The sequence below is a fragment of the Streptomyces sp. NPDC033229 genome (genome assembly GCF_055576875.1).
Genome location: NZ_JBVIQR010000017.1, coordinates 21,341 through 46,323, shown reverse-complemented (window position 1 = coordinate 46,323; position 24,983 = coordinate 21,341). Strand labels below are relative to the sequence as shown.

Here is a 24,983-nt window from a genome sequence, read left to right as displayed (position 1 = left end):
TGAAAGTGCGGGCCCCGGCCCCGGTCCTGCCTGGGATCAGGCGGGGACGATGTTCTCCGCCTGCGGGCCCTTCTGGCCCTGCGTGACGTCGAAGGAGACCTTCTGGCCCTCCTGCAGCTCACGGAAGCCCTGGGTGGCGATGTTCGAGTAGTGGGCGAACACGTCCGGGCCGCCACCCTCCTGCTCGATGAAGCCGAAGCCCTTTTCCGAGTTGAACCACTTCACGGTGCCGTTAGCCACGACGATCTCCTTATAGATCCCGGTGCCGGAATTCCGCACGGTACGCAATTCCGTGTCGCGTTGATGTCCCCGTCCGGGCCTATGGCCGTAAACAACAGAGCGCCTGAGGTCACAGACCGTCAGGCGCACACGTTATATGGGTACCAAAACTGCAACTGGAAAGGACCGTAGCACGCCCCCGGCCGCCGCAGGGGATTTCCGTAAGAGCAATTCCCGTGCGTCGCGGCGGACCGGTGAACGCGGGTCGAACGGCCGGTGTCCGCAACCCGGCAGTATGTCCACGGGCGGCCCGAGAGCCCTACACAGTGCCGGTATCCGCCGCCGTGCCGCGCTTTCTACGCTGGCGGCCCCCGCGTCCCCACCTCTGTGAGGCAATCAGCGTGAGCACTCTCCCCGACCCCTCCGCCGGCGCCGCGGTCAAGGCCGCCGACCGCGCGCACGTCTTCCACTCCTGGTCCGCGCAGGGCCTCATCGACCCGCCGACCGTGGCCGGTGCCGAGGGCGCGTACTTCTGGGACCACGACGGAAACCGCTACCTCGACTTCTCCTCCCAGCTCGTCAACACCAACATCGGCCACCAGCACCCCAAGGTCGTCGCCGCGATCCAGGAGCAGGCGGGGCGGCTGTGCACGATCGCGCCGGGCTTCGCCGTGGACGTACGGTCCGAGGCCGCGCGACTGGTCGCCGGGCGCACCCCCGGCGACCTCGACAAGATCTTCTTCACCAACGGGGGCGCCGAGGCGGTCGAGAACGCCGTCCGGATGGCCCGGCTGCACACCGGCCGTCCCAAGCTGCTGAGCGCCTACCGCTCGTACCATGGGGCGACCGCCACGGCGATCAATCTGACCGGCGACCCGCGCCGCTGGCCGTCCGACACGGCCTCGGCGGGCGTCGTGCACTTCTGGGGCCCGTACCTCTACCGCTCGCCCTTCCACGCGACGAGCGAGGACGAGGAGTGCGCGCGGGCCCTCGCGCACCTGGAGGACACCATCGTCTTCGAGGGCCCCCCGACCATCGCGGCGATCATCCTGGAGAGCATCGTCGGCACCGCGGGCATCCTCGTGCCGCCCGCCGGCTATCTCGCGGGCGTGCGGGAGCTCTGCGACCGCCACGGCATCGTCTTCATCCTGGACGAGGTCATGTCGGGCTTCGGGCGGACGGGCCGCTGGTTCGCCGCCGACCACTTCGGCGTCACCCCCGACCTGCTGACCTTCGCCAAGGGCGTCAACTCCGGCTACGTCCCGCTCGGCGGCGTCGCGATCTCCGCCGAGATCGCCGCCACCTTCGACCGCCGCCCCTACCCCGGCGGGCTCACCTACTCCGGCCACCCGCTCGCCTGCGCCTCCGCCGTCGCCACGATCAACGCGATGGCCGAGGAAGGCATCGTGGAGAACGCGGCCCACCTCGGGGAGCACGTCCTCGGCCCCGGGCTGCGCGCGCTCGCCGAGCGCCACCGAAGCGTCGGCGAGGTGCGCGGCATGGGCGTCTTCTGGGCGCTGGAGCTGGTCAAGGACCGCGCCACCCGGGAACCGCTGGTGCCCTACAACGCGGCGGGCGAGGCGGCGGCCCCCATGAACGCCTTCGCCGCGGCCTGCAAGAAGTCGGGCCTGTGGCCGTTCGTGAACATGAACCGCACCCATGTCGTCCCGCCGTGCACCCTCACCGAGGCCGAGGCGCGGGAAGGACTCGCGATTCTGGACGAGGCACTCACCGTGGCCGATACCCACACGGACTGAGGGCGCCGTCTGATCCCGATGGTCACCGGTGTGTACCGTTCGTCCTTCCCGCGCGCACATTCGTACGTTCCGCGACGGCCCTCGCCTATCTTGTTGCGAGGGCCGTTCGCACGCGGGCGCGCGGTCAGGGAAGGGGAAACGGACACGATGCCCGGCAGCGATGCTGTCAAACGGACGACGCTGCGCTCACAGATCGCCGACGCCCTGCGCGACGAGGTGATCGCGGGCCGGCTCCCGGCCGGACGGCAGTTCACCGTCAAGGAGATAGCCGAGCAGTACGGCGTCTCGGCGACCCCGGTCCGCGAGGCGCTGCTCGACCTCTGCTCCCAGGGGCTGCTCGACGTGGAGCTGCACCGGGGCTACCGGGTGCGCGAGTTCACGTACGCCGACTTCCGCGACATGATCGAGGCGCGCACGCTGATCATCGAGGGCATCTTCCGGCACTCCGCCCAGCAGGCGGTGGACTCCGCGACGCCCGAGGCGCTGGCCTCGGTGCGGCGCCGGGCGGAGGAGGCCGGGCGGGCGGCCGCGGCCGGGGACCTCGACATCCTCATCGGCTACGACCTGCGGTTCTGGCGGGAGCTGTGCTGCCTCGTCGGCAACCCGTACATCTCGGACTTCCTGGACCGCGTCCGGGTGCAGGGCTGGATCTTCACGGTGCCGCTGCTGCGCCGGCTGCCGGAGCTGCGAGGCCGGTTGTGGCAGGGCCACGGCGAGCTGGTGGCGGCCGTCACCGGCCGGGACGTGGCGGAGGCCCAACGGCTCATAGCGGCGTACAACGCGCATTCCCTGAGCCTGATCGAGCAGCTGACCGAATAAGGTCGAAGGCGCTCGACCGGGACCAGCCACAAACGGAACAGGATCCGGAATGAAGATAACGCCGAACTTGCACCCTGCAACCGTCTGAGGACACAGGTCTCGCGATGTCAAAGACTCAGCCGTCGGACGCGTCCGGCCCCATGGAATCCGGCCCGGACGCGCCCCCGGACGGGTCCCCGGGTATGTCGTCCGCCACACAGCCCGCCGGGCAGGCCGGCACACAGCCCGCCGCGTCGCCGATCACGCAGGCCGCCACGCAGCCCGGCCCCCGCGCCATCCCGGCCCAGCCGACCGGCGCCCCGCCCGTCGACCTCTCGGTGATCGTCCCGGCGTACAACGAGGAAGCCCGGCTCGCCCCCAGCCTGGAGGCGATCCGCACCCACCTCGACACCCTCACCACCGGGCCCGGCCGCCGCGTCCGCTGGGAGCTGATCGTCGTCGACGACGGCTCGACGGACGCCACCGCCGAGGTCATCGAGAAGGCCGCGTCCACCGAGGCGCGCATCCGCCACCTCCGCACCCCCGCCAACCGCGGCAAGGGCCACGCCGTACGCACCGGCGTGCTCGCCTCGCGTGGCAACCGCGTGCTGGTCACCGACGCCGACCTGGCCACCCCCATCGAGGACCTGGACCTCCTCCAGCACCGCCTCGACGAGGGCGCCACGGCCGCCGTGGGCTCCCGCGCGCTGCCCGGCTCCCGGATCGCCGTGCGCCAGCACGCGCTGCGCGAGCTCCTCGGCGGGGCGGGCGCCCGGCTGATCCGGGCCACCGCGGTGCCCGGCATACGGGACACCCAGTGCGGCTTCAAGCTCTTCGACGGCGACAAGGTCCGGGCCGCCTTCACCCGCTCCCGGCTGGACGGCTGGAGCTACGACGTCGAGATCCTGCGCCACTTCCACGAGCGGGGCTGGCCGGTCGCGGAGGTCCCCGTCCGCTGGGCGCACCAGCCCGGCTCCAAGGTCCGGCCGCTGGCCTATCCGACCGTCCTCGCCGACCTCGTACGGCTGCGCTGGCGCGCGGTCCGCCCGGTGCAGATCGTCGTCCCCGCGCTCTATCTCTTCTTCGCCTTCGTGCTCTACGGCGGCCTGTGGGGCCATCTCGGCAGCGGCTATCTGGCGGACTCCGGCTCGGACCAGACACAGTGGGAATGGTTCTTCGCCGTCACCGCCGACAACGTGGCGAACCTCCACAACCCCTTCTTCACCGATCTGCAGAACTTCCCCCTCGGTGTGAACCTCATGGCGAACACCACCATGCTGGGCCTCTCCGCCCCCCTCGCGCCCGTCACCCTGGCCTTCGGCGCGCATGTGACCTGGGCGATCGTGCTGACGGGCGGGCTCGCCGCGACCGCCATCGCCTGGTACTGGCTGATCGCCAAGCGCTTCGTGCGCTCCCGCTGGGCGGCCGCGCTCGGCGGAGCCTTCTGCGCCTTCGCGCCGCCGATGATCTCGCACGGCAACGCGCACCCCAACTTCATCGTCTTCTTCATGTTCCCGCTGATCATCGACCGGCTGCTGCGGCTGTGCGAGGGCAAACGCACTACGCGGGACGCGGTGCTCCTCGGGCTGTTCCTCACCTACCAGGTGTTCCTCGGTGAGGAGGCGCTGCTGCTGGCCGTGTGCGGCCTCGTGCTCTTCGCCGTCGGCTACGCCATCGCCTCCCCGGACGTGGCGAAGGCCGTCGCGAGGCCCCTGCTGCGCGGCCTCGGGATCGCCGCCCTCGTCTGCATACCCCTGCTGATCTACCCGCTGAGCTGGCAGTTCTTCGGCACGCAGAGCTATCACAGCGTGCTGCACGGCCAGGTCGGCAACCACCCGATGGCGCTGCTGGAATTCGCCACGCGCTCGATGGCCGGTGACGAGAAGGTGGCCGCGTCGCTGTCGCTGAACCGGACCGAGGAGAACGCGTTCTTCGGCTGGCCCCTCGTCGCCCTCACCGTCGCCCTCGTCGTTCACCTGCGCAACCAGCCGCGTGTACTCGCCCTGGGCGGGACCGCGCTGGGCGCCGTCGTCCTCTCGCTCGGTCAGAACATCCCGCTGCTCGGCACCGACCGGACGCTGCCCGGCCCCTGGCGGGTGCTGGCGCGGCTGCCGCTCTTCGAGTCGGTCATCGAGTCCCGGGTGGCCATGGTCGCCGTGCCCGCCATCGGCATCCTGCTCGCCCTCGGCTGCGACCGGCTGGCCGTCACCCGGCTGCGCAGCGAGCGCGAGACCACGCACCGGCTGCTCGGCTGGGCGGCCCTCGCGGTGGCGCTGCTGCCGCTGCTGCCCACCCCGTACCGGACCGTCGAACGCGCCCCGACCCCCACGTTCCTCGCCGACGGCACCTGGCGCACGTACGTACGCCCCGGCCATTCGCTGGTACCCGTCCCCGTGCCGACCCCCTCCGACACCGCCGCCCTGCACTGGCAGGTGGACGCCGACCTCGGCTTCGCCTTCCCCGGCGGCTACTTCAACGGCCCCTGGGGCCCGGACCGCATCGGCATCTACGGGCCCGAGCCCCGCGCCACCGCCGAACTGCTCCGCAAGATCCGCGAGACCGGCAAGGTCCCGGCGCTCGGTGACCGGGAGCGCCGTGACTTCCGCGCCGACCTCGGCTTCTGGCGCGCGGACGCCCTGGTCCTCGCCCCGCAGGACAACGTGCTGCCGCTGCGCACGGCCGTGACACGGCTGACCGGCGAGGAGCCGAAGCGGATCGGCGACACCTGGGTGTGGGACGTGCGCGACGACAGGTGAGCCGCCGGGGCCCGGACACCGTGCAGCGCGGCTGACGGCCGGACGAAGTCCGGGAGACGGCGGATCGTTGTCTCCCGGACTGTGTAACAGACGGCCGAGCGGCACTACTCTGGCCCGACCATCGCATCAACGCGAACGAGAGTGAGTTCACGTGGCCTGTGACCTCTGGCTTGTCCCCCTCGTCGATGTGCTGTGCCACAGCCCGGACAACCCCTTCGCCGAGGAGATCGCCGCGTACGACAAGGCGCTCGGCGAGGCCGGGCTGCCGCCGGTGCCCGTCTTCGGCTATATGCCGGGCCTGTCCGGGGACGTGGCCCCGGTCGCGGGCTTCGACTACGACGCGCTGCACTTCCTGCGCCGCGCCCATCTGCTGAACCTGTGCGGCCTCGCCGTCACCCCCGTCGACGAACTCGGGGGTGACTACGAGCAGTTGCTGGAGATGTTCGAGACCACGGCCCAGCAGTCGCACCTGGTCTGGCACTACGACCACGCGGGGGCTTACGTGCCGGTGGACTTCACCCACCCGTTGTTCAACGACGAACTCCTCGAAGGCGGCGGCCCCTTGGGCTCCAGCCACGGCCTGCTGCGCGAACTGCACGCCGTGGCACCGGTCCTGGGGATAGATCCGGCCAACCCGCCCGCCGCGCCCGCCGCGCCGGACCACCCCACGGGGCTGGAGGAGCCCGCCGCGCCGGGTCCGCACGATGACAGCCCCTTCGCGCGCGAGCGGCACGTCTGGCTCGGGCTGCACGCCGCGGCGACGCGGAGCCTGGGCCAGGGGTCGATGATCGTCTTCAGCTGAACGGGCCGCCCTTTGCCTGTCCGGCGGATCACGGGGGCGCACCTCCGCTGCGCGGCGGTGTCCTCAAACGCCGGACAGGCTGCTGTGCGGTGTCCTCAAACGCCGGACGGGCTGCTGTGCGGTGTCCTCAAACGCCGGACGGGCTGCTGTGCTGGGCCCAGCCAAAACCAGCCCGTCCGGCGTTTGAGGACGCGCCCGCAGGGCGCTCGCCGCCGCAGGCGGTAGGACGGGCCCGTGGTCGAGGACCCGCCGGCCAGGCGAGAGGCGGCAACGACGGGCCCGCAGCCGAAGATCCGTCGGACACGTCCTAGCGGGGCGACTCCGGCGGGCGCTGGCGGGGCATGTTCGGCCGGCTGCCCGGAGGCATCGGGAACCGGGTGACCGTGGCGCCGCCCTCCGACCGCGGCCCCCAGGACACCAGCGACTGCGTCAGCAGCGGCGCCGGCCCGGCACGGAACTCCACCATCCAGTCCGCGGTCTCCGCCCGCACCAGCTCCGAGACATCCTCGGAGAAGCGCCGCAGCACGCTCAGACACCGCTCGGCGGCCTCACTGGCCGTGCCCTCGGTCGGGCCGAGCACCTCGCGCACGCACTCCGACGCCCAGTCGAACTGCAACGCCTCCAGCCTGCGCTGCACGGCCTGGGCCGTGGCCACCGCCCGCATCCAGCCCGTCGTCAGCCCGAAATAGCGGTCGCAGGCGACACAGGCGGCGGCGCCGAGCAGCGCCAGGAAACCCCAGGCGGAACCGGTGCGCACCACCTTCGTCAGCTCCAACAGGGGTAAGGCGGCACCCACCACCGCGCACAGCGCGGCGCTGACCCGCAGTCCCCGGGCCCAGCGGCGCTTCCAGGCGCGGTCGGCCAGATACCAGTCGGCCAGATACAGCGCGCCGTCCTCCACCCAGCGGTAGAGCTCATCGAGCCGCTCCGCGGGTTCCCCCCAGTTGCCGAGCGGGAAGGTCCGGCCTCTGAGATCGCCCCGGTCCCTCCCGCCGAGCTCTCGAGGGGGCCCCTCGGGCTGCATCTCCGGCTGGCTCACCCGTGCACTCCCTCTCGCCGCTGCGTGGTCGCAACCCCCTTCCTACCGCCGAACGGTTGGCCTTGGAGGCAAGATCCAGGCTTTTCCGGCCGAAGGTGCAGCGGAATCCGGTATAGGGCCCTCGCGGCACTCACCCGAAAGAGTGCATGCCGTGGGCTGTCGTGACAGCGACCTAGCGCCAAGTCGACTTACGTCCGGGCGGCCGTGTCGGGTCGCACCTCCGCTGCGCGGCGGTGTCCTCAAGCGCCGGACGGGCTGGATGTGGCTGGCCTCAGCCGAAACCAGCCCGTCCGGCGCTTGAGGACGCGCCCGCAGGGCGCTCGCCGCCGTAGGCGGCACAGACGGGCCGGTAGTCGAGGATCCGCCGGCCAGGCGAGAGGCGCTCGCCGCCGCAGGCGGCACAGACGGGCCGGTAGTCGAGGATCCGCCGGCCAGGCGAGAGGCGCTCGCCGCCGTAGGCGGCACAGACGGGTTCGCAGTCGAGAACCCGCCGGCCAGGCGAGACGCGCTGTCCAAGCGGACCGCGCCGCCAGTGATCGTCCGGCTAGGCAATAGGGTGACCGGTGTGAAGGTCCTCGTCATCGGCGGCGGCGCCCGCGAACACGCCCTGTGCCGCTCACTCTCCCTCGATCCCGACGTCACCGCGCTGCACTGCGCCCCCGGCAACGCCGGGATCGCCGAGGTCGCCGAGTTGCACGCGGTGGACGCCCTCGACGGCGCGGCCGTCGCGGAGCTCGCCGCCTCGCTGCGCGCGGACCTCGTCGTCGTCGGCCCGGAGGCCCCGCTCGTCGCGGGCGTCGCCGACGCCGTCCGCGAACGCGGTATCCCCGCCTTCGGCCCGTCCGCGCAGGCCGCGCAGCTGGAGGGGTCCAAGGCGTTCGCCAAGGACGTCATGGCAGCCGCGGGCGTCCCCACGGCCCGCGCCTACGTCTGCACCACGCCCGCCGAGATCGACGAGGCCCTCGACGCGTTCGGCGCCCCGTACGTCGTCAAGGACGACGGCCTCGCCGCCGGCAAGGGCGTCGTCGTCACCAGTGACCTCGCCGTCGCCCGCGAGCACGCCCTGGCGTGCGAACGGGTGGTCATCGAGGAGTTCCTCGACGGCCCGGAGGTCTCCCTCTTCGCCATCACCGACGGCGAGACGGTCCTGCCGCTGTCGCCCGCCCAGGACTTCAAGCGGGCGCTCGACGGCGACGAAGGCCCGAACACCGGCGGCATGGGCGCCTACTCCCCGCTCCCATGGGCCGACCCGAAGCTGGTCGACGAGGTCATGGAGACCGTGCTGCGGCCCACTGTCGACGAGCTGCGCCGCCGGGGCACGCCGTTCTCCGGGCTGCTCTACGCCGGGCTCGCGATCACCTCGCGCGGTGTGCGGGTCATCGAGTTCAACGCCCGCTTCGGTGACCCCGAGACGCAGGTCGTCCTCGCCCGCCTCAAGACGCCGCTGGCGAGTGTCCTGCTCAACGCCTCCACCGGCAACCTGGCCGCCGAGCCGCCGCTGCGCTGGAGCGACGGCGCCGCCGTCACCGTCGTCATCGCCTCCCACAACTACCCGGGCACCCCGCGCACGGGCGACGTCATCGAGGGCCTGCCCGAGGCGGGTGCCTCCGAGAAGGACGCGCAGAAGGCCTACGTGCTCCACGCGGGCACCGCGCGGGGCGCCGACGGCCGCGTGGTCAGCGCCGGCGGCCGGGTGCTGTCCGTGACCGCGACCGGCGCCGACCTGGCGACCGCCCGCGAGCGCGCGTACGAGCTGGTCTCCCGGATCCGGCTGGACGGTTCGCACCACCGCACCGACATCGCGGCGAAGGCCGCGTCCGCCTGAGCCGGGACTGGCCGATTCAGCCGGACTGACCGATTCGTCATGACATCGGGGGTCCCCCGCCTCGGCGGGGGACCCCCGATGTCATTACCCGTCCGTACGGATGTGCGTTTCGGGGGCAGCTTTACCCAAAGCCATTCCATCGAGTGACCACTTGCCCAACCGGCTGACGGGCGCGGCGCCCCCAACTAGGGTGCGGCGCAAGCAAGCTGCCGCACGTCCGGCAACTGGCCCACCGGCATTGCGATGTCAGCACCCGGTGCCACAGTGGGGGTAGGCAACGCGGAAGGGCGTTGGGCCCGCTGTCGCACTCCTCGGCAGCACACACCAAGGGAAGCAAGGGGGTGAACGGTCTCGTGGCAGGTCCCGAAGCAGGCGCGCAAGCCGCGCGCGCCCGAGCCCTCGCCGTGCTGCGCATCCGCAGCACCGCGCTGGCCGTCGCCCTGCTGCCGACGGCGGCCGCCGTCGTGCTGCTGGCGGGCACCGCCATGGGCCGCTTCCCCGACGGGGGCGGCTGGGACACGGCCCGCTGGGCGCTGACCGGCGCCGCGGCCCTGGTGCTGCTGCTGGCCGTGGTCGTCACCCTCGTGGTCGTCCGGGCGCGCCCCGCCCTCAGCCCCACCGTGCCCATCCCGGAGGAGACGGCCCCCGACCTCTACCGCCTGGTCCGTGACCTCGCCGAGCGGCTCGACGTCCCCGCCCCCTCCGCGATAGCCCTGACGCCCGACTGCGACAGCTGGCTCGAGGACCGCACGCACCCCGCGCACGACGCGCCGCGCGAGCGGCCGCTCGCCCGGCGGCGCTCAGGCGCCACGCCCGTCCTGGTGATCGGCTCGCCGTTCCTGTGGTGGATGCGCGTCGCCGAGCTGCGCGCGCTGCTCGCGCCCGTCGTCGCGGGCACCGGCCCGTCCGCCAACCCCGACATAGCCGCGGCCCGCCGCTTCGTGCGGGGCCTGGACGCGGCCGTGGCGGTCGCCGCGGCCCGTCCCGCCCTCGCCCTCGTCGGCTGGGTCGCCCGGACGCTGCTGCGCTCCTGCCGGGACCACGCCGCCGAGATGGAGCGCGGTGTGGCCGCCGCCGCCTCCGAGCGCTCCCAGACCGTCGACTACGGTCTGCGCATCGTCGCCCAGGAGCAGGTCGGCCTCGCCTACGCCGGCTGGGACCGGCTGCTGAACCGCGTGGCGCTGCCCGCCTGGCGGATGGGCCGCTGGCCCTCCCGGCTCGACGCGGGCGTGGTCTCCGCGCTCACCGAGCTCTCCCGCCGCGACCGCCTCGCGGAGGGCTTCACCTCCCGGCTGGGCGAGCGGCCCGCCTGCGATCTGCTGGAGGAACCCGGCGTCATCGACGAGGCCGCCTCCCTGCTGGCCGCCCGCCTCTTCCACGGCGGCCCGCCCGAGACCGGCCCCGCCTGGTCACCGGTCGCCTGGAGCCAGTACCCCGAGGAGGTCGTGGACCGCACCTGGCGGCTGGAGGCCGCCCGGCTGCACCGCGTCCTCGACGACATCCCCGCCACCGGCGCCGTGCCGGGCGTCCGGCCCGGCCCGGCCGCCGCCCCCACCGTGGCCCGCGTCCTCGACCGGCTGGCCGGCCCCGCCCGCGCCGGGACCGGCGAGCAGCTGGAGGCCCGCCTCAGCGCCGAGGTGGCCCGCGAGGCCGCCCGGGAGGAGGGCGCCGGCGACAGGGGCGCGTTCACCGCCGCGGGCGACCCCTGGGTCGACGGCCTCGCGCCGCTGTTCCCCCTGCAACCACCACGCAGCGGCAGAGAGCTGCTCACCGACCATGTGACGGCCATGGTGTGCTGCGCCGCCGTGGACACCGCGGGTGCCCTCCCCGGTCTCGACTGGCTGGACGGCCCCGCCCTGCTCGTCGGCGGGGTGCGCCGCGCCGACCTGGCCCATTCCGTGCTGAGCCTGATCGAGGACGGCGACGGCGAGCCCCTGCGTGCGTGGCTCGGGGAGGTCGGGGTCCGCCCCGAGAAGCCCGTCCGTCTGGTGTGACGCGGGCTCCACCGGAGCCGCCCACCGTGACGCTGCGTGAGTGTTCGGCCCGGCGCTTTCCGGGGAATTTCACGACGACCAGTGACGAGCCGGGCGCGTTATGTGATGTGCTGGGGTTCGCTGCCCCGGGCAACCGTCCGCGTGGAGCCCTTGTCCGGCCGTACGGAGACCCCGACCGGCCGGGCCCGAGCCGTCTCCCACGTGCCCGGGCGGCGACGAACCGGACAGCGACGACCTGTACGCGTCGGGGGCGCAGGGGAGGGAGCGCACATGGGGATGGACCAGATCCGCCGCTGGGAGTCCGGGGCACTCGCGCACGGCGTCGCGGACCCCTTCGGCCAGGGCCCGCTGCCCTGGCTGCGTGGCGGCGAGTTCTACTTCGACGGCACCGGCCGGATCGTCCCGTGGTACGTGGACCCGGTGCCCGCCCCGGCCGGCGGCCGAGTGCCCGCGCCCCGGCACGCGGGCCCGCGCAGCGCCGACGACGTCCGGCGCCAGATCAAGGGCTTCACCTCCACCGGCGCCGTCGCCCCCGGCGAGGCCCTGGACTTCCGCATCACCGTCGATCCGCCGCAGCAGTTCGGCGTGGACGTCTACCGCATCGGCCACTACGCGGGCGACGGCGCCTCGAAGATCACCACCAGTCCCCGGCTGTCGGGCATCGTCCAGCCGCCCCCGCTGACCGTCGACCGCACGGTCTCCTGCCACCACTGGTGGCTGTCCTGGCGGCTCCAGATCCCCACGTACTGGAGTCTCGGCGCGTATGTGGCGGTGCTGACCACCGCCGACGGCTACCGCAGCCACATCCCCTTCGTCGTGCGCGACAACCACCCCGCCGACCTGCTGCTCGTCCTCCCCGACATCACCTGGCAGGCCTACAACCTCTACCCCGAGGACGGGCGCACCGGCGCCAGCCTCTACCACGCCTGGGACGAGGAGGGCCGACTGCTGGGCGAGAGCGAGGCGGCGACCACCGTCTCCTTCGACCGCCCCTTCGCCGGCGCGGGCCTGCCGCTGCACGTGGGCCACGCCTACGACTTCATCCGCTGGGCCGAGCGGTACGGCTACGACCTCGCCTACGCCGACACCCGCGATCTGCACGCGGGCCGGATCGACCCCTCCCGCTACCGCGGCCTGGTCTTCCCCGGCCACGACGAGTACTGGACGACCGGCATGCGCGGCGCCGCCGAGCGGGCCCGCGACACCGGCACATCACTGGTGTTCCTCTCCGCCAACACCATGTACTGGCAGTCCGAGCTGTCCCCCTCCCCGGCGGGCCCCGACCGGCTGCTGACCTGCCGCAAACGCCGCGGCCCCGGCCGGGCCGCCCGGTGGCGCGACATCGGCCAGCCCGAGCAGCAACTGCTGGGCATCCAGTACGCGGGCCGGGTGCCCGAGCCCGCCCCGATGGTCGTCCGCAACGCCGACCACTGGCTGTGGGACGCCACGGGCGCGGGCGAGGGCGACGAGCTGCCCGGCCTCGTCGCGGGCGAGGCCGACCGCTACTACCCCCGGACGGCCCTGCCCGAGCACACCCGCCGCATCCTGCTCTCGCACTCCCCGTACGCGGACGCCGAGGGCACCAAGCGGCACCAGGAGACCTCCCTCTACCGCGCCCCCAGCGGCGCCCTGGTCTTCGCGGCGGGCACCTTCGCCTGGTCCCCGGCCCTGGACCGGCCGGGCCATGTGGACACCCGGATCCAGCGGGCCACGGCCAATCTCCTGGACCGCATCTGCAAGCGCGACTGACCCGCACCCTGACCCGTAACAGCCCCCGACCGCGGCGTACGGCAGAATCGTGGTGCTTGGACAAACCACCAGGAGGACGCGTGTCCGGATTCGTAGAGAAGCCCGAACCGGTCGAGGTACCCGGTCTCGTGCACGTGCACACGGGCAAGGTCCGCGACCTCTACCGCGATGAGAACGGCGATCTGGTCATGGTCGCCACCGACCGGATGTCCGCCTACGACTGGGTGCTGCCCACCGAGATCCCCGACAAGGGCCGGATTCTCACCCAGCTCTCCCTGTGGTGGTTCGACCGGCTCACCGACCTCGTCCCGCACCACGTCCTGTCCGCCGAGCCGCCCGCCGGCGCCCCCGCCGACTGGGCGGGGCGCACCCTGGTCTGCCGCTCGCTGGACATGGTCCCGGTCGAGTGCGTGGCCCGCGGCTATCTGACCGGCTCCGGCCTCGCGGAGTACGAGCAGACCCGTACGGTCTGCGGCCTGGCCCTCCCCGAGGGCCTGGTCGACGGCTCCGAGCTGCCCTCCCCGATCTTCACCCCGGCCACGAAGGCCGCCGTCGGCGAGCACGACGAGAACGTCAGCTACGAGGAAGTGGCCCGGCAGGTGAGCGCGGAGACCGCCGCCCAGCTCCGCCAGACCACCCTCGCCGTCTACGGCCGCGCCCGCGACATCGCCCGCGACCGGGGCATCATCCTGGCCGACACGAAGTTCGAGTTCGGCTTCGCGGACGAGGAGCTGGTCCTCGCCGACGAGGTGCTGACCCCGGACTCGTCCCGCTTCTGGCCCGCCGACGAATGGCAGCCGGGCCGCCCGCAGGCGTCCTTCGACAAACAGTTCGTCCGCGACTGGCTGTCGTCCCCGGCCTCCGGCTGGGACCGCAGGAGCGAACTGCCGCCGCCGGAGCTGCCGCAGGACATCGTCGAGCGGACGCGGGCGAAGTACGTGGAGGCCTACGAACGCCTGACGGGAATGAGCTGGGGCTAGGACCTGCGCGGCGGTGTCCTCAAACGCCGGACGGGCTTGGCGGCTGAGCTCAGCCACATCAAGCCCGTCCGGCGCTTGAGGACGCGCCCGCAGGGCGCCCGCCGCCGCAGGCGGCAACGACGGCCCGCAGCCGAAGCCCCGCCGGTCAGGCGAGACGCGGCAACGACGGCCCGCAGCCGAAGCCCCGCCGGTCAGGCGAGACGCGGCAACGACGGCCCGCAGCCGAAGCCCCGCCGGTCAGGCGAGACGCGGCAACGACGGCCCGCAGCCGAAGTCCCGCCGGCCCGGCGAGAGGCGGCAACGACGGCCCGCAGCCGTGGATCCATCGGACCCGCCCCAGCGGCCGGCGGCAGCGCTCACACCTGGTAGCGATCCGCGGCGAACAGCCGCAGATTCTCCCGGACCCAGTCCGACGTGCGGGCCAGCCCCTCCTCCAGGGAGACCTCCGGCCGCCACCCGGCCCACTCCCGCGCCCGGGAGTTGTCCGACAGCAACCGCTCCACCTCACTGCCGGCGGGCCGGAGCCGGGCGGGGTCCACGACGACCTTCGCGTCCCGCCCCGAGGCCCGGATCAGCGACTCCGCGAGGTCCCCGACGGAGATCTCGCGGCCCGTGCCGAGGTTGACCGCGTGCCCCACCGCCCGGTCGCACTCCGCGAGCGCCAGGAACCCCTCGGCGGTGTCGGTCACATACGTGAAGTCGCGGGTCGGGGTCGTCGACCCGAGCCGGATCTCCGTCGCGCCGGAGTGCAGCTGCGCGAGGATCGTGGGGATCACGGCCCGCGCGGACTGCCGGGGCCCGTAGGTGTTGAAGGGCCGTACGACCGTCACCGGCAGGTCGAAGGAGTGCGCGTAGGACAGCGCCAGCATGTCCGCGCCGATCTTCGACGCGGAGTACGGCGACTGCGGCTGCAGCGGGTGGTCCTCGCTGATCGGGGCCGTCAGCGCCGTCCCGTACACCTCGCTGGTCGAGGTGTGCACCATGCGCCGCACACCGTGGCGGCGGCAGGCGGCGGCCACGTTCTCCGTACCCGCCACATTGGTCTGCACATACGCCTCGGGCGACGCGTAGCTGTACGGAATGCCGATCAGGGCCGCCAGATGGAAGACGGTGTCGCACCCGGCGACCGCGTCCATGACCCGGCCCGCGTCGCGGACGTCACCGGCGAGCGTCTCCACGGGGGAGTCCGGGCCGAGGTAGCGGGCGAGGTGGCCGCGCTCGGCGTACGGCTTGTAGTGCACGAGCACACGCACCCGGGCGCCGCGCTCGACCAGCAGATCGACCAGGGTCGACCCGATGAAGCCTTCGGCACCGGTGACCAGGACGGTACGGCCGTGCCAGTTGTTCGTGCGCATGGGAGTTCCTCTCGGAGGCGGTAGGGGGAAAGGCGGGGAAGGGGGCGAGGGGGGCGAGGGGGCGGAACCGAACGGCCGTCAGCGGCCCGCGAGTCGCAGCACCCAGGCCGCCATCAGGTCGGCGGCCACCGCGTGCGTGCCCGGGTCGGCCGCCGCGCTCATCGCGGTCAGCCGGGCCGGATCGGCCAGCAGAGGTTCGATCAGCTCCGCCAGCCGGCCGCCCGTGGTCTCGCCGTCCGGCAGCAGCAAGCCGGCGCCCGGGTCTGACAGGACCCGCGCGTTGTGCGTCTGGTGGTCGTGCGGCGCGTGCGGATACGGCACCAGCACCGCCGGCATCCGGAGGCTCGCCAGCTCCGCCACGGTCGCCGAACCCGCCCGGCACACCACCAGATCGGCGGCCGCGTAGGCGAGGTCCATCCGGTCCAGATAGCCGATCGCCGTCGCCACCCGCCCGCAGCCCTCGGCCGCCAGCCGGTCCCGGACCTCCGCCAGCGGCTTCGGTCCGGTCTTGATCAGCAGGTGGACGTCCGGCCGGGAGCGCCACCGCCGGGCCAGGCCCAGCGCCGCCTCCGTCAGCCGCGCCGCGCCCAGGCTGCCGCCGTTGAACAGCACCAGCCGGGCATCCTCCGGCACCCCGTACGACCGCCGCGCGTCCGCCCGCAGCGCCGCGCGGTCCAGCCCGGCCACCGCGCCCACCAGCGGCATGCCCACCGTCTCGGCACGGGCCCCGGACCGGGCCGACAGATGCTCGCGGCTGCGGTCGAAGGCGAGCGCCACATGCGGGGTGAGGGCGCTCGCGAACCGGTTCGCGCGGCCCGGTACGGCGTTGGACTCATGGACGAGCGCGGGCCGCCCGGCCAGCCGGGCGCCGAGCACGGCGGGCGCGCTCGGGTAACCGCCCATGCCGACGACGACCTGCGCGCCCTGCTCCTCGATCACCCGCCGCGCCTGCGCGCCGGAGCGCAGCAGATCGGCGGGGAGCAGGAAGCGGCGCGAGCCGAGCGAGCGGTCGAAGGGGATCATGTCGACCGTGTGCAGCCGGTAGCCCGCCTCGGGTATCAGCCGGGTCTCCAGACCCCGCTCGGTCCCGATGAAACTGATGACCGCGTCCGGCACGGCGCTGCGGACGGCGTCCGCGACCGCCAGCCCGGGATAGATATGGCCGCCGGTACCGCCCGCTCCGACGACCACCGAAAGGGTGTCGTGTGCTGTAGCCATGTCGGCAGCGTGGCGACGCGCTCTAAGAGCGCTTTAAGACTGCCTCTGCCAAGGTGTGCGAAGAAAACCGGAACCTGATCAGCGACCCTGATCAGCGACCTCGGACCCGCCCCGATCATCCGCGCGAGAGGCCCTTCGTATGCCCGATGCCGCCCCGGCCGTACTCGTCGTGGACGACGACCCCGACGTACGGGCGGCCGTCGTCGACGGCCTCAGCGTCGAGGGGTACACCGTGCGGTCCGCCGCCGACGGCCTCGAAGCCCTCTCCTCCGTCGCCGCCGCCCCGCCCGCCGCGATCGTCCTCGACCTCGCCATGCCCGTCCTCGACGGCCTCGCCGTCTGCCGCCGGCTGCGCGACCTCGGCGACCGGACACCCGTCCTCGTCCTGACCGCCCGCGACGCCGTCTCCGACCGGGTCGCGGGCCTCGACGCGGGCGCCGACGACTACCTCGTCAAACCCTTCGCCCTCGATGAACTCCTCGCCCGGCTCCGGGCCCTGCTGCGCCGCGCCGCCCCCGTGGAGGCTGCGGCCGAGCACCCCGAGCTGACCTTCGCCGACCTCCGCGTCGACCCGGCCACCCGCACCGGCGTCCGGGGCGAGGTGCCCCTGGAGTTCACCCGTACCGAATTCGCCCTGCTGGAGGTGTTCCTGCTGCACCCCGGGCAGGTACTGCCCCGCGAGGTGATCCAGGAACGGGTCTGGGGCACCGACTTCGGGCCCGACTCCAATTCCCTGGCCGTCTACATCGGCTATCTCCGTCGCAAACTGGAGGCGGAGGGCGCGCCCCGCCTCGTCCACACCGTGCACGGCATCGGCTACCGGCTGGCGGAGCGATGAGCGCGCTGCGCCGCCGGCTGTTCGGCCGCCGACCGCTGCGCGCCCGGCTGGCCCTCGTCACCTCCGCCGCCGTCGCCCTCGTCGCGCTCGGCGTACTGGCCGCCGCCTTCGTCGTCATCCGCTACGAACTCGGCCGCCAGCTCGACCTCCAGCTCAAACAGCAGGCCGCCCTCATCGTCCAGCAGGGCCGCGCCCACGACACCGGCACCCTCCTGGGGGAGTGCACCTGGCTCGTCGCCCCCGCCTGCGCCCAGCTCGTCCGCGCCGACCCGGCGGAGCCGGCCCCGCGCGGCGACCGGGCCCTGGTGCTGCCCGTCACCGGTGCCACCCGCCGCGTCGCCGCCGGTACCCTCGGCGCGTACTACAGCGACATCACCCACGACGGGCGCCCGATGCGGATGCTCACCACCCCGGCCAGGAACAACCGCGCCCTCCAGGTGGCGATCCGCTCCGACACCGTCGACCAGGGCGTCGAGCAGGCGGGGCTGCTGCTCGGCGCGGTCGGCGGCGTGGGCGTCCTCCTCGCGGCCGGGCTCGGCTACTTCGCCTCCCGTACGTCCCTGCGCCCGGTGACCCGTCTCACGGCCACCGCCGAACACATCGCCGCCACCCGCGACCCCGCGCACCGCATCGAGCTGCCCCCGTACGAGGCACGCCGCCAGGACGAGATCACCCGCCTCGCGACCAGCTTCAACACCATGCTCGGCGAGCTGGAGGAGGCCGTCGCCGCCCAGCGCCGCCTGGTCGCCGACGCCTCCCACGAACTGCGCACCCCGCTCACCGCGCTGCGCACCAACGCCGAGCTGCTGGCCCGCGCGGACCGGCTCTCCGACGCCCAGCGCGACCGGGCCGCCAATGCGCTGGGCCGTCAGCTGCGCGAGGTGACGGGCATGGTCAACGACCTCATCGAGCTGGCCCGCGACGAGGAGCCGCAGCAGTTGGTGGAGCAGGTCCGGCTGGACGCGCTGGCCGAGCGCTGCGTGGCCGACGCCCGGGGCCACTGGCCGAACACGTTCTTCACGGCCGATCTGGACCCGGCGACCGTGGTGGGGGTGCCCGCCCGGCTGGCCCGGCTGCTGTCCAACCTGCTCGACAACGCCGCCAAGTTCAGCCCGCCCGGCGCCACGGTCGAGGTGCGCCTCGCGGTGACGGACCGGGCCCTCGATCTGACCGTCCGCGATCACGGCCGCGGTATCTCGGCCGAGGACCTGCCCTACGTCTTCGACCGCTTCTACCGCTCCCGCCAGGCCCGCGCCCTCCCCGGCTCCGGCCTGGGCCTGGCCATGGCCCGCCAGATCGCCCGCGCCCACGGCGCCGAGCTGACCGCCGAACAGGCCGAGGGCGGCGGCGCCCGCTTCCGCCTGAGCTTCCCGGACGGGCTGGTTCGGCGGAGCTCAGCCCGAACCAGCCCGTCCGGCGTTTGAGGACGCGCCCGCAGGGCGCCCGCCGCCGCAGGCAGCACAGACGGCCCGCAGCCGAAGAGACAGACCCCGACAAAAACGCCGAAGGCCTCGGTCAAAGATTGACCGAGGCCTTCGTATCGGAGCGGACGACGAGACTCGAACTCGCGACATCCACCTTGGCAAGGTGGTGCTCTACCAACTGAGCTACGTCCGCATGCCCCGCGCTTTCGTGCGGTGCGGAGACCACTATAGCCAACCTTGAGCGCGTGCGATGCGCGCCGCCGCGTGACGGTTCTCCGCACCCAGCTTCGCGGCGGCGGCCGAGAGGTAGTTGCGGACCGTTCCCGGCGTCAGCGCCGCCCGCTCCGCGATCTCCGCGATGGGCGCGCCGTCCTCCGCGAGCTCCAGCAGTTCCGCCTCCCGCGCGGTCAGCGGCGAGTCCCCCGCACTGATCGCGTCGGCCGCCAACTCCGGGTCCACATAGCGGCTTCCGCCGTGCACGGTACGGATGATCTCGGCGAGCCGCTGTGCCGAAACGGTCTTCGGAACGAACCCCCGCACCCCCGCTTCGAGCGCCCGCTTCAGATGCCCGGGACGACCGTGCCCGGTCACGATCATGCTCCGGCACAGGGGCAGTTCGGACCGCAGGGATGTGGCGACCGTCACGCCGTCGACCCCTGGCATTTGAAGATCGAGTACCGCGACGTCCGGCCGGTGCGCCCGCGCCATGGCGAGTGCCTCCGTCCCCGAGGCGGCCTCCGCGACCACCTGAAGATCGTCCTCCAGTCCGAGCAGCGCGACGAGCGCACCCCGGATGAGGTGCTCGTCATCGGCGAGCAGGACGCGAATCGGCTGCCCACCGGGCGTCTGTCCGCTCATGCCGCACCCTCGCCGGCCCCGGTGGCCACCGACACCGCGGTCGCCCCGCCACACGGCATGTCCGCGGAGGGCACCGCCCCCGTACCGGCTTGAGCCGACGGGGATTTTGCCGGCGGCGAGCCGCCCGCCCGCGCCAGCGGAACCCGTGCCGTCAGACGGAACGCGGCGGGCGGCCGGCGTTCCGCCGCGAGCGTGCCGCCGAGGGCGGCGAGGCGTTCGCGCAGGCCCGCGAGGCCCGAGCCGCCGTCGGAGCCGGGCGGCCCGGACGGGCCGGGGGGCACGCCGTCGTTCTCCATCACGAGCACCGCCACCCCTTCCACCACCCGCATCCGTACGGCACAGCGCCCGGCGTCCGCATGGCGCAGCACATTGGTCGTGGCCTCGCGGACCACCCAGGCCAGCGCCGACTGCGCGGCGGGCGGCAGTTCCTCGCCCGCCTTGTCGTCTATGCGGCAGTCGATGTCCGCGGCGGCCAGCACGCTCCGGGCGCCCGCCAGTTCGGTGTGCAGGTCGGCCCCGCGGTAGCCGCGGACCACGTCCCGCACCTCCCGCTGGGACTCCTGCGCTATCCGCTGGACCTCGATCATCTCGTCGACGGCGGCGGGGGAACCGCGTCCGGCGAGCCGCACCGCCAGCTCGCTCTTCAGCGCGATCACCGCGAGATTGCGGCCGAGCACATCGTGCATGTCCCGCCCGAACCGCAGGCGTTCCTCCGCGACCGCCAGCCGTGCCTGCGCGCCCCGCGCCGCGTCCAGCTCCCACATCACGGCGAGCACCCAGGCCGAGGTGCGCACGACGGAGACGCTCCACAGGGCGAGGAGGGCCGCCATCATCAGGACCGTCGGCAGGCACACCCACGCGCCCGAGACCAGGGCCATCGCGACCCCCATCGCCGCCCCGGCGCCCAGAGTGACCGCCGTGTACGGGACGAGCCGGGTCAGCAGGCTGTACGAGCCGAGGACGGACAGCGCGCTGCCCATCAGGATCCACGCGGACATCGAGAGCCGGCTGCTTCCGTGCTCGGCGACCCGGGCGCCGATGACCCCCACCGTCGCCAGGAACACCGCCCCGCCCCAGGCCAGCCACCGCCAGGGCGCGGGCCCCCGGCCCAGGCGATGGTCGATGGCCCGCCGGGCCAGAGCGGGGTTCAGCACGCACTGCGCGGTCGCGAGGGCGATGAGCGCCCAGTCGAGCCCCGTGTTCCCGCGGCCACCGAGCACCACGGGCAGGTCCAGGCCGAGCAGCAACCAGGGCGTCATGTACACCGTCCAGCGCGTGTAGCTGTCGACCCGGGCGACCCCGCTCCGGCTCCGCCAGCCCCACACCCGCGTCCGCATCCCCACGCGTCCGCCCCCCGTCGCGTCCATCCGCCCCGCCGTTACCGCCGCGGTTCCCAGCGGAACCACCGTCGTACAGCAAACACGGCCAGTGCCGTCCAGGCCAAGGCGACGGCCAGCGACCGCAAGGCCTCGGCCACGTCCATCCCGCCGAGCCAGCCGCCGCGCAGCAGCTCGACCACCGGCGTCAGCGGCAGCAGCCGGCACACCTCGGCGACGGCGTCGGGGAAGAGCTCCAGCGGTACGACCAGCCCCGAGCCCATCAGCGAGACCAGCACGAGGGGCATGGTCACCAACTGCGCGCTCTCCACCGTCTTCGCGATCACCGTGGTGACGGCGGCCAGGGCGATGGACATGCCGATCCCCAGCACCAGCCCGGCCAGCAGCAGATCGGGCCGGGCGACCGCCCGCAGGTCCAGCCAGGCGATGCCCGCCACCAGCAGCACGACGCACTGCGCCAGCGCCACGGCCACCGAAGGCAGCGCGGTCCCGGCGAAAATCTCCACATCACCGGCCTCACCGGTGCGCAAGCGCTTGAGGACGAGCTCCTCACGGCGGGCCACCAGCGAACTCACCAGGTTCTGGTAGACGACGAAGAGGAGGATGAAGCCGAAGGCCCCGGTCATCGAGATCTCACTGACGGACATCCCCGCGTCCTCGGGGTCGATCTTGCTGATGCCGTTGCGCATCGCCCACACCATGAAGGCGGGCATCAGCAGCGCCACGTACAGCGCCATCTTGTTCCGGCTCAGCAGGAGCAGTTCCGCCCGCCCCATCGCCAGTATCCGCGTCGTCGTCATCGCCCGCCCCGCCCCGTCTTCGTACCGGTAGCGCCGTCAGCCTCAGCAGCCCCGGCCATCCCGTCCGCGCCCGCTATCGCCAGGAACGCCTCCTCCAGTGAGGCGGTCCGCGCGTCCAGCCCGTCCAGCTCCAGGTCCTTGTCCCGCGCCCAGACCAGCAGCCCGGTCAGGGTCCGCTGCAACTCGTGCGTCTGGAGCTCTATCCGCCCGTCGGTCTCCTCGTGCCGGATCACCCCGAGCTCGCCCAGCGGCGGCAGATCCCCGACGAACCAGCCCGGCGGCATCGCGAAGCGGATCCGTGCCGGATACGCGCCGATGACCTCCGCCGGCGAGCCCGAGACCACGACCTGCCCCTCGCGCATGATCGCCAGACGGTCGGCCAGTGACTCGGCCTCCTCCAGATAGTGCGTCGTCAGCAGCACCGTGGTGCCCTCGGCACGCAGCCGGCGCACCAGCTCCCAGGTGTCGTGCCGGGCCTCGGGGTCGAGTCCGGTCGTCGGCTCGTCGAGGAAGAGCACCTCGGGCCGGCCGAGCAGCGCGAGCGCGAGGTCCAGGCGCCGCCGCTCACCACCGGAGAGCTGCTTGACGCGCACGTCCCGCCGCTTCGCGAGCTTTACCAGAGCGAGCGCCTCGTCGACGGGCCGCGCCCCCGTCGTGCAGCCCGCCCACATCCGTACCGTCTCGGCCGCCGTCAGATCGGAGGGGAAGCCGCCCTCCTGGAGCATCATCCCGACCCGGGGCCGCACCACGCGGCGTTCGGCGTAGGGATCGTGGCCCAGCACCCGCACCCGGCCGCCGGTCGGCCGCGCGAGCCCCTCCAGCAGCTCGACCGTGGAGGTCTTCCCCGCGCCGTTCGTCCCCAGCAGCGCGAACAACTCGCCCCGCCCCACGGTGAAGGACACATCCCGCACCGCCTCGAACCCCTTGTCCCCGGCAGGCCCGTACCGGCGCCGCAGCCCGGTGACGTCGATCACACTGTCCCCGATGTCCATGCTTCCAGGCTCCCGGCGGACCCGGCCCGGAAGCAGTGCGGGCTGTCATGACTTCGGATGACGAATGTCATCGGGCGCCCGGGCGGGACGGACGACAACACGAAGAAGGCCCCGGTCGTGATGACCGGGGCCTTCTTCTCACTGAGCGGACGACGAGACTCGAACTCGCGACATCCACCTTGGCAAGGTGGTGCTCTACCAACTGAGCTACGTCCGCATGCCTCCGCTCGGCTTTCACCGGCGGCGCGAACATCACTCTACCTGATCCACTCGCGTGGTCGGTAAGCGATGAGAGCGGGTGACAGGAATCGCACACTGCGCCTTCTCCCTGGAAGGGAGACGCTCTACTACTGAGCTACACCCGCATGCCTCCGAACACCGGCCCCGAGGGGCCGCCGATCGGCGGAGCATCACCGTACCCGACCACTTGCGTGGCCGGAAGGCGATGAGAGCGGGTGACAGGAATCGCACACTGCGCCTCCCCCCTGGAAGGGGGGCGCTCTACTACTGAGCTACACCCGCGTGACTCCGAAGTTCGGGCCCGTTTCCCGGCCTTGCCCCTCGGCGTGATCCAGACTCTAGCTGATCATCCGGGGTGTTTGGCAAGTCGGCTCAGTCGACGGCGTTGAAGGCCTCGTAGACCCGCTTGGGGATCCGTCCGCGCGGCGGCACCTCCATGCCGTTGGAGCGGGCCCAGGCACGCACGGCCGCCGGGTCGGGCGCGACGGCGGTGCGCCGGTAGACCTTGCCGGAGCGGGACTGCTTGCGGCCCGCCTCCACGTAGGGAGCCAGCGCGACGCGCAGTTTCTTTGCATTGGCGGTGTTGAGGTCGATCTCGTACGACCTGCCGTCGAGGCCGAAGGAGACGGTTTCCGCCGCGTCCCCGCCGTCGATGTCGTCGGAGAGTGTGACCACTACGCGCTGCGCCACGAAAATCGGTCCTTTCGGTCGGCACCGTCCGCATTGACCTGCGGCGATGCCCGGGTTCCGGTGGTTTGGAATCAATGCTTATTCATTTGTACAACAAAAGGCATTGGGTGGTGAAGCCCAGTTAATTCTGTCCGCGCACCCCGCCGCAATGCAGGCCATGCGTTTTTCCCGGAATTTTCCGCGGGCGGGCCCCTTGCCGATGCGAAAGCGAGACGGAACCCCCAGGATATCTATGCGCGTAGATTTTTCGGGACTGTACTCTGACATCACCGCTTCAGCTCACGCACCACACACCGGGAGTGCCAGTGGCACGCGTCGTAGTCGACGTCATGCTCAAGCCGGAGATCCTCGACCCGCAGGGCCAGGCGGTGCAGCGCGCACTGCCACGCCTGGGTTTTGAGGGGATCGCCGACGTCCGTCAGGGCAAGCGCTTTGAACTCGAGGTGGAGGGACCGGTCGACGAGGCCGCCCTCGCCCGCATCCACGAGATGGCGGAAACGTTTCTCGCCAACACCGTGATCGAGGACTTCACCGTGAAGGTCGACGGAGAAGCACGGTGACGGCTCGCGTAGGGGTCATCACCTTCCCCGGCACCCTGGACGACCGCGACACCCAGCGGGCCGTCCGGATCGCCGGGCTCGAACCCGTCCCGCTCTGGCACCGCGACAAGGACCTCCAGCAGGTCGACGCCGTGGTGCTGCCGGGCGGCTTCTCCTACGGCGACTACCTGCGCGCGGGCGCCATTTCGCGCTTCTCGCCGGTCATGGAGAAGGTCATCGAGGGCGCTCGCGAGGGCATGCCCGTCCTCGGTATCTGCAACGGCTTCCAGGTGCTCACCGAGACGCACCTGCTGCCCGGCGCGATGCTCCGCAACAACCACCTGCACTTCATCTGCCGCGATCAGAAGCTGCGGGTGGAGAACGCGGACACCGCCTGGACGTCCGATTACGAGGCGGGCCAGGAGATCTCCGTCCCGCTGAAGAACATCGACGGCCGGTACGTCGCCGACGAGCGCACCCTCGACATGCTCGAGGCCGAGGGCCGGGTCGCGTTCCGCTACGTGGACGTGAACCCCAACGGCTCGCTGCGGGACATCGCCGGCATCACCAATGAGGCGGGCAACGTCGTCGGCCTCATGCCGCACCCCGAGCACGCCGTGGAGCCGCTGGTCGGCACTGGCCGCACGGACGGGCTCGGATTCTTCACCTCGATCCTGAAGAAGCTGGTCTCCGTATGAGCGACGCACGCGCGGCCACTCAGCCGCGGACGAACATGACAGCCGCACCTCTGCGCCGCGCGGGCGGAGAAGCGA

Annotated in this window: 21 protein-coding genes and 4 tRNA genes; 12 read left to right on the top strand and 13 right to left on the bottom strand. The window is 72.5% G+C overall.

From position 1 onward, the window contains the following. Positions 1-36 precede the first annotated feature (36 nt). The gene (locus ACZ53N_RS17180) at positions 37-240 is read right to left on the bottom strand and encodes a cold-shock protein (protein ID WP_356458284.1); all 204 of its coding nucleotides are present in this window, start codon (positions 238-240) and stop codon (positions 37-39) included. A gap of 380 nt (positions 241-620) precedes the next feature. Here ACZ53N_RS17180 and ACZ53N_RS17175 point away from each other — a divergent pair, with 380 nt between their 5' ends. The 4 genes from ACZ53N_RS17175 (at position 621) to ACZ53N_RS17160 (ending at position 6,332) form a co-directional block, all read left to right on the top strand. After that, complete coding sequence (locus tag ACZ53N_RS17175) at positions 621-1,976, top strand: aminotransferase class III-fold pyridoxal phosphate-dependent enzyme (protein WP_469141658.1); 1,356 nt, start codon at positions 621-623, stop codon at positions 1,974-1,976. A 147-nt stretch (positions 1,977-2,123) separates the two neighbouring features. Further along, on the top strand, positions 2,124-2,795 hold the full coding sequence (locus ACZ53N_RS17170) for a GntR family transcriptional regulator (RefSeq protein WP_469141657.1): 672 nt from the start codon (positions 2,124-2,126) through the stop codon (positions 2,793-2,795). Between the two features lie 104 nt (positions 2,796-2,899). Beyond that, a complete protein-coding gene (locus ACZ53N_RS17165) occupies positions 2,900-5,530 on the top strand; it encodes a glycosyltransferase (RefSeq protein WP_469141656.1) in 2,631 nt (876 codons plus the stop codon). Positions 5,531-5,681: 151 nt separating this feature from the next. Further along, complete coding sequence (locus ACZ53N_RS17160; RefSeq protein WP_469141655.1) at positions 5,682-6,332, top strand: hypothetical protein; 651 nt, start codon at positions 5,682-5,684, stop codon at positions 6,330-6,332. A 307-nt stretch (positions 6,333-6,639) separates the two neighbouring features. Here ACZ53N_RS17160 and ACZ53N_RS17155 read toward each other — a convergent pair whose 3' ends face one another. After that, positions 6,640-7,356, bottom strand: coding sequence for an SLATT domain-containing protein (locus ACZ53N_RS17155; RefSeq protein WP_130878835.1), 717 nt, complete (start codon positions 7,354-7,356; stop codon positions 6,640-6,642). Between the two features lie 580 nt (positions 7,357-7,936). On the opposite strand from ACZ53N_RS17155, the gene purD reads away from it, so the two are divergent. The 4 genes from purD to ACZ53N_RS17135 all read left to right on the top strand — a co-directional run bounded on the left by purD (position 7,937) and on the right by ACZ53N_RS17135 (position 13,919). Next, entirely contained in the window at positions 7,937-9,196 is a 1,260-nt protein-coding gene (gene purD / locus ACZ53N_RS17150; protein ID WP_469141654.1) for a phosphoribosylamine--glycine ligase, read from the top strand. A gap of 341 nt (positions 9,197-9,537) precedes the next feature. Next, on the top strand, positions 9,538-11,190 hold the full coding sequence (locus tag ACZ53N_RS17145) for a hypothetical protein (protein WP_469141653.1): 1,653 nt from the start codon (positions 9,538-9,540) through the stop codon (positions 11,188-11,190). A 270-nt stretch (positions 11,191-11,460) separates the two neighbouring features. Beyond that, positions 11,461-12,939 (top strand): N,N-dimethylformamidase beta subunit family domain-containing protein, encoded by a 1,479-nt coding sequence (locus ACZ53N_RS17140; RefSeq protein WP_469141652.1) that lies wholly within the window; start codon positions 11,461-11,463, stop codon positions 12,937-12,939. An 80-nt stretch (positions 12,940-13,019) separates the two neighbouring features. Then, a complete protein-coding gene (locus ACZ53N_RS17135; protein ID WP_469141651.1) occupies positions 13,020-13,919 on the top strand; it encodes a phosphoribosylaminoimidazolesuccinocarboxamide synthase in 900 nt (299 codons plus the stop codon). A gap of 356 nt (positions 13,920-14,275) precedes the next feature. Here the strand turns inward: ACZ53N_RS17135 and ACZ53N_RS17130 are convergent, their stop codons facing one another. Then, positions 14,276-15,274: an SDR family NAD(P)-dependent oxidoreductase gene (locus ACZ53N_RS17130; protein WP_469141650.1), complete on the bottom strand. Its 999-nt coding sequence runs from the start codon at positions 15,272-15,274 to the stop codon at positions 14,276-14,278. A gap of 78 nt (positions 15,275-15,352) precedes the next feature. Continuing rightward, positions 15,353-16,492 carry a UDP-N-acetylglucosamine--N-acetylmuramyl-(pentapeptide) pyrophosphoryl-undecaprenol N-acetylglucosamine transferase gene (locus ACZ53N_RS17125; protein ID WP_469141649.1) on the bottom strand — a complete coding sequence of 380 codons (1,140 nt, stop codon included), beginning with the start codon at positions 16,490-16,492 and terminating at the stop codon, positions 15,353-15,355. A 139-nt stretch (positions 16,493-16,631) separates the two neighbouring features. Between ACZ53N_RS17125 and ACZ53N_RS17120 the strand changes: the two genes are divergently transcribed. Together ACZ53N_RS17120 and ACZ53N_RS17115 are read left to right on the top strand one after the other, a co-directional pair. Further along, positions 16,632-17,330, top strand: a complete 699-nt coding sequence (locus ACZ53N_RS17120; RefSeq protein ID WP_469141648.1) for a response regulator transcription factor — start codon at positions 16,632-16,634, stop codon at positions 17,328-17,330. Next, positions 17,327-18,754, top strand: a complete 1,428-nt coding sequence (locus tag ACZ53N_RS17115) for a sensor histidine kinase (RefSeq protein ID WP_469141647.1) — start codon at positions 17,327-17,329, stop codon at positions 18,752-18,754. Before ACZ53N_RS17120 ends, ACZ53N_RS17115 begins: the two co-directional genes overlap by 4 nt. A gap of 120 nt (positions 18,755-18,874) precedes the next feature. Here the strand turns inward: ACZ53N_RS17115 and ACZ53N_RS17110 are convergent. The 9 genes from ACZ53N_RS17110 to ACZ53N_RS17070 form a co-directional block, all read right to left on the bottom strand. Further along, a tRNA-Gly gene (locus tag ACZ53N_RS17110) sits at positions 18,875-18,947 on the bottom strand. A gap of 32 nt (positions 18,948-18,979) precedes the next feature. After that, complete coding sequence (locus ACZ53N_RS17105; RefSeq protein ID WP_469141646.1) at positions 18,980-19,612, bottom strand: response regulator; 633 nt, start codon at positions 19,610-19,612, stop codon at positions 18,980-18,982. Then, positions 19,609-20,949 carry a sensor histidine kinase gene (locus ACZ53N_RS17100; protein ID WP_469141745.1) on the bottom strand — a complete coding sequence of 447 codons (1,341 nt, stop codon included), beginning with the start codon at positions 20,947-20,949 and terminating at the stop codon, positions 19,609-19,611. The genes ACZ53N_RS17105 and ACZ53N_RS17100 overlap by 4 nt, the downstream gene beginning before the upstream one ends. Before the next feature lie 41 nt (positions 20,950-20,990). Next, positions 20,991-21,749, bottom strand: coding sequence for an ABC transporter permease (locus ACZ53N_RS17095; RefSeq protein WP_469141645.1), 759 nt, complete (start codon positions 21,747-21,749; stop codon positions 20,991-20,993). After that, positions 21,746-22,741: an ABC transporter ATP-binding protein gene (locus ACZ53N_RS17090; protein ID WP_469141644.1), complete on the bottom strand. Its 996-nt coding sequence runs from the start codon at positions 22,739-22,741 to the stop codon at positions 21,746-21,748. Before ACZ53N_RS17090 ends, ACZ53N_RS17095 begins: the two co-directional genes overlap by 4 nt. A 144-nt stretch (positions 22,742-22,885) precedes the next feature. Beyond that, positions 22,886-22,958: transfer RNA gene (locus tag ACZ53N_RS17085), tRNA-Gly, on the bottom strand. Positions 22,959-23,034: 76 nt separating this feature from the next. Next, positions 23,035-23,106, bottom strand: a tRNA-Gly gene (locus ACZ53N_RS17080). Positions 23,107-23,191: 85 nt separating this feature from the next. Continuing rightward, positions 23,192-23,263, bottom strand: a tRNA-Gly gene (locus ACZ53N_RS17075). Between the two features lie 90 nt (positions 23,264-23,353). Beyond that, positions 23,354-23,671 carry a histone-like nucleoid-structuring protein Lsr2 gene (locus tag ACZ53N_RS17070; RefSeq protein WP_130878753.1) on the bottom strand — a complete coding sequence of 106 codons (318 nt, stop codon included), beginning with the start codon at positions 23,669-23,671 and terminating at the stop codon, positions 23,354-23,356. 305 nt (positions 23,672-23,976) lie between these two features. On the opposite strand from ACZ53N_RS17070, the gene purS reads away from it, so the two are divergent. Together purS and purQ are read left to right on the top strand one after the other, a co-directional pair. Next, positions 23,977-24,231 (top strand): phosphoribosylformylglycinamidine synthase subunit PurS, encoded by a 255-nt coding sequence (gene purS, locus ACZ53N_RS17065; RefSeq protein WP_130878754.1) that lies wholly within the window; start codon positions 23,977-23,979, stop codon positions 24,229-24,231. Then, positions 24,228-24,908: a phosphoribosylformylglycinamidine synthase subunit PurQ gene (purQ, locus tag ACZ53N_RS17060; protein WP_469141643.1), complete on the top strand. Its 681-nt coding sequence runs from the start codon at positions 24,228-24,230 to the stop codon at positions 24,906-24,908. Before purS ends, purQ begins: the two co-directional genes overlap by 4 nt. Positions 24,909-24,983: the final 75 nt, after the last annotated feature.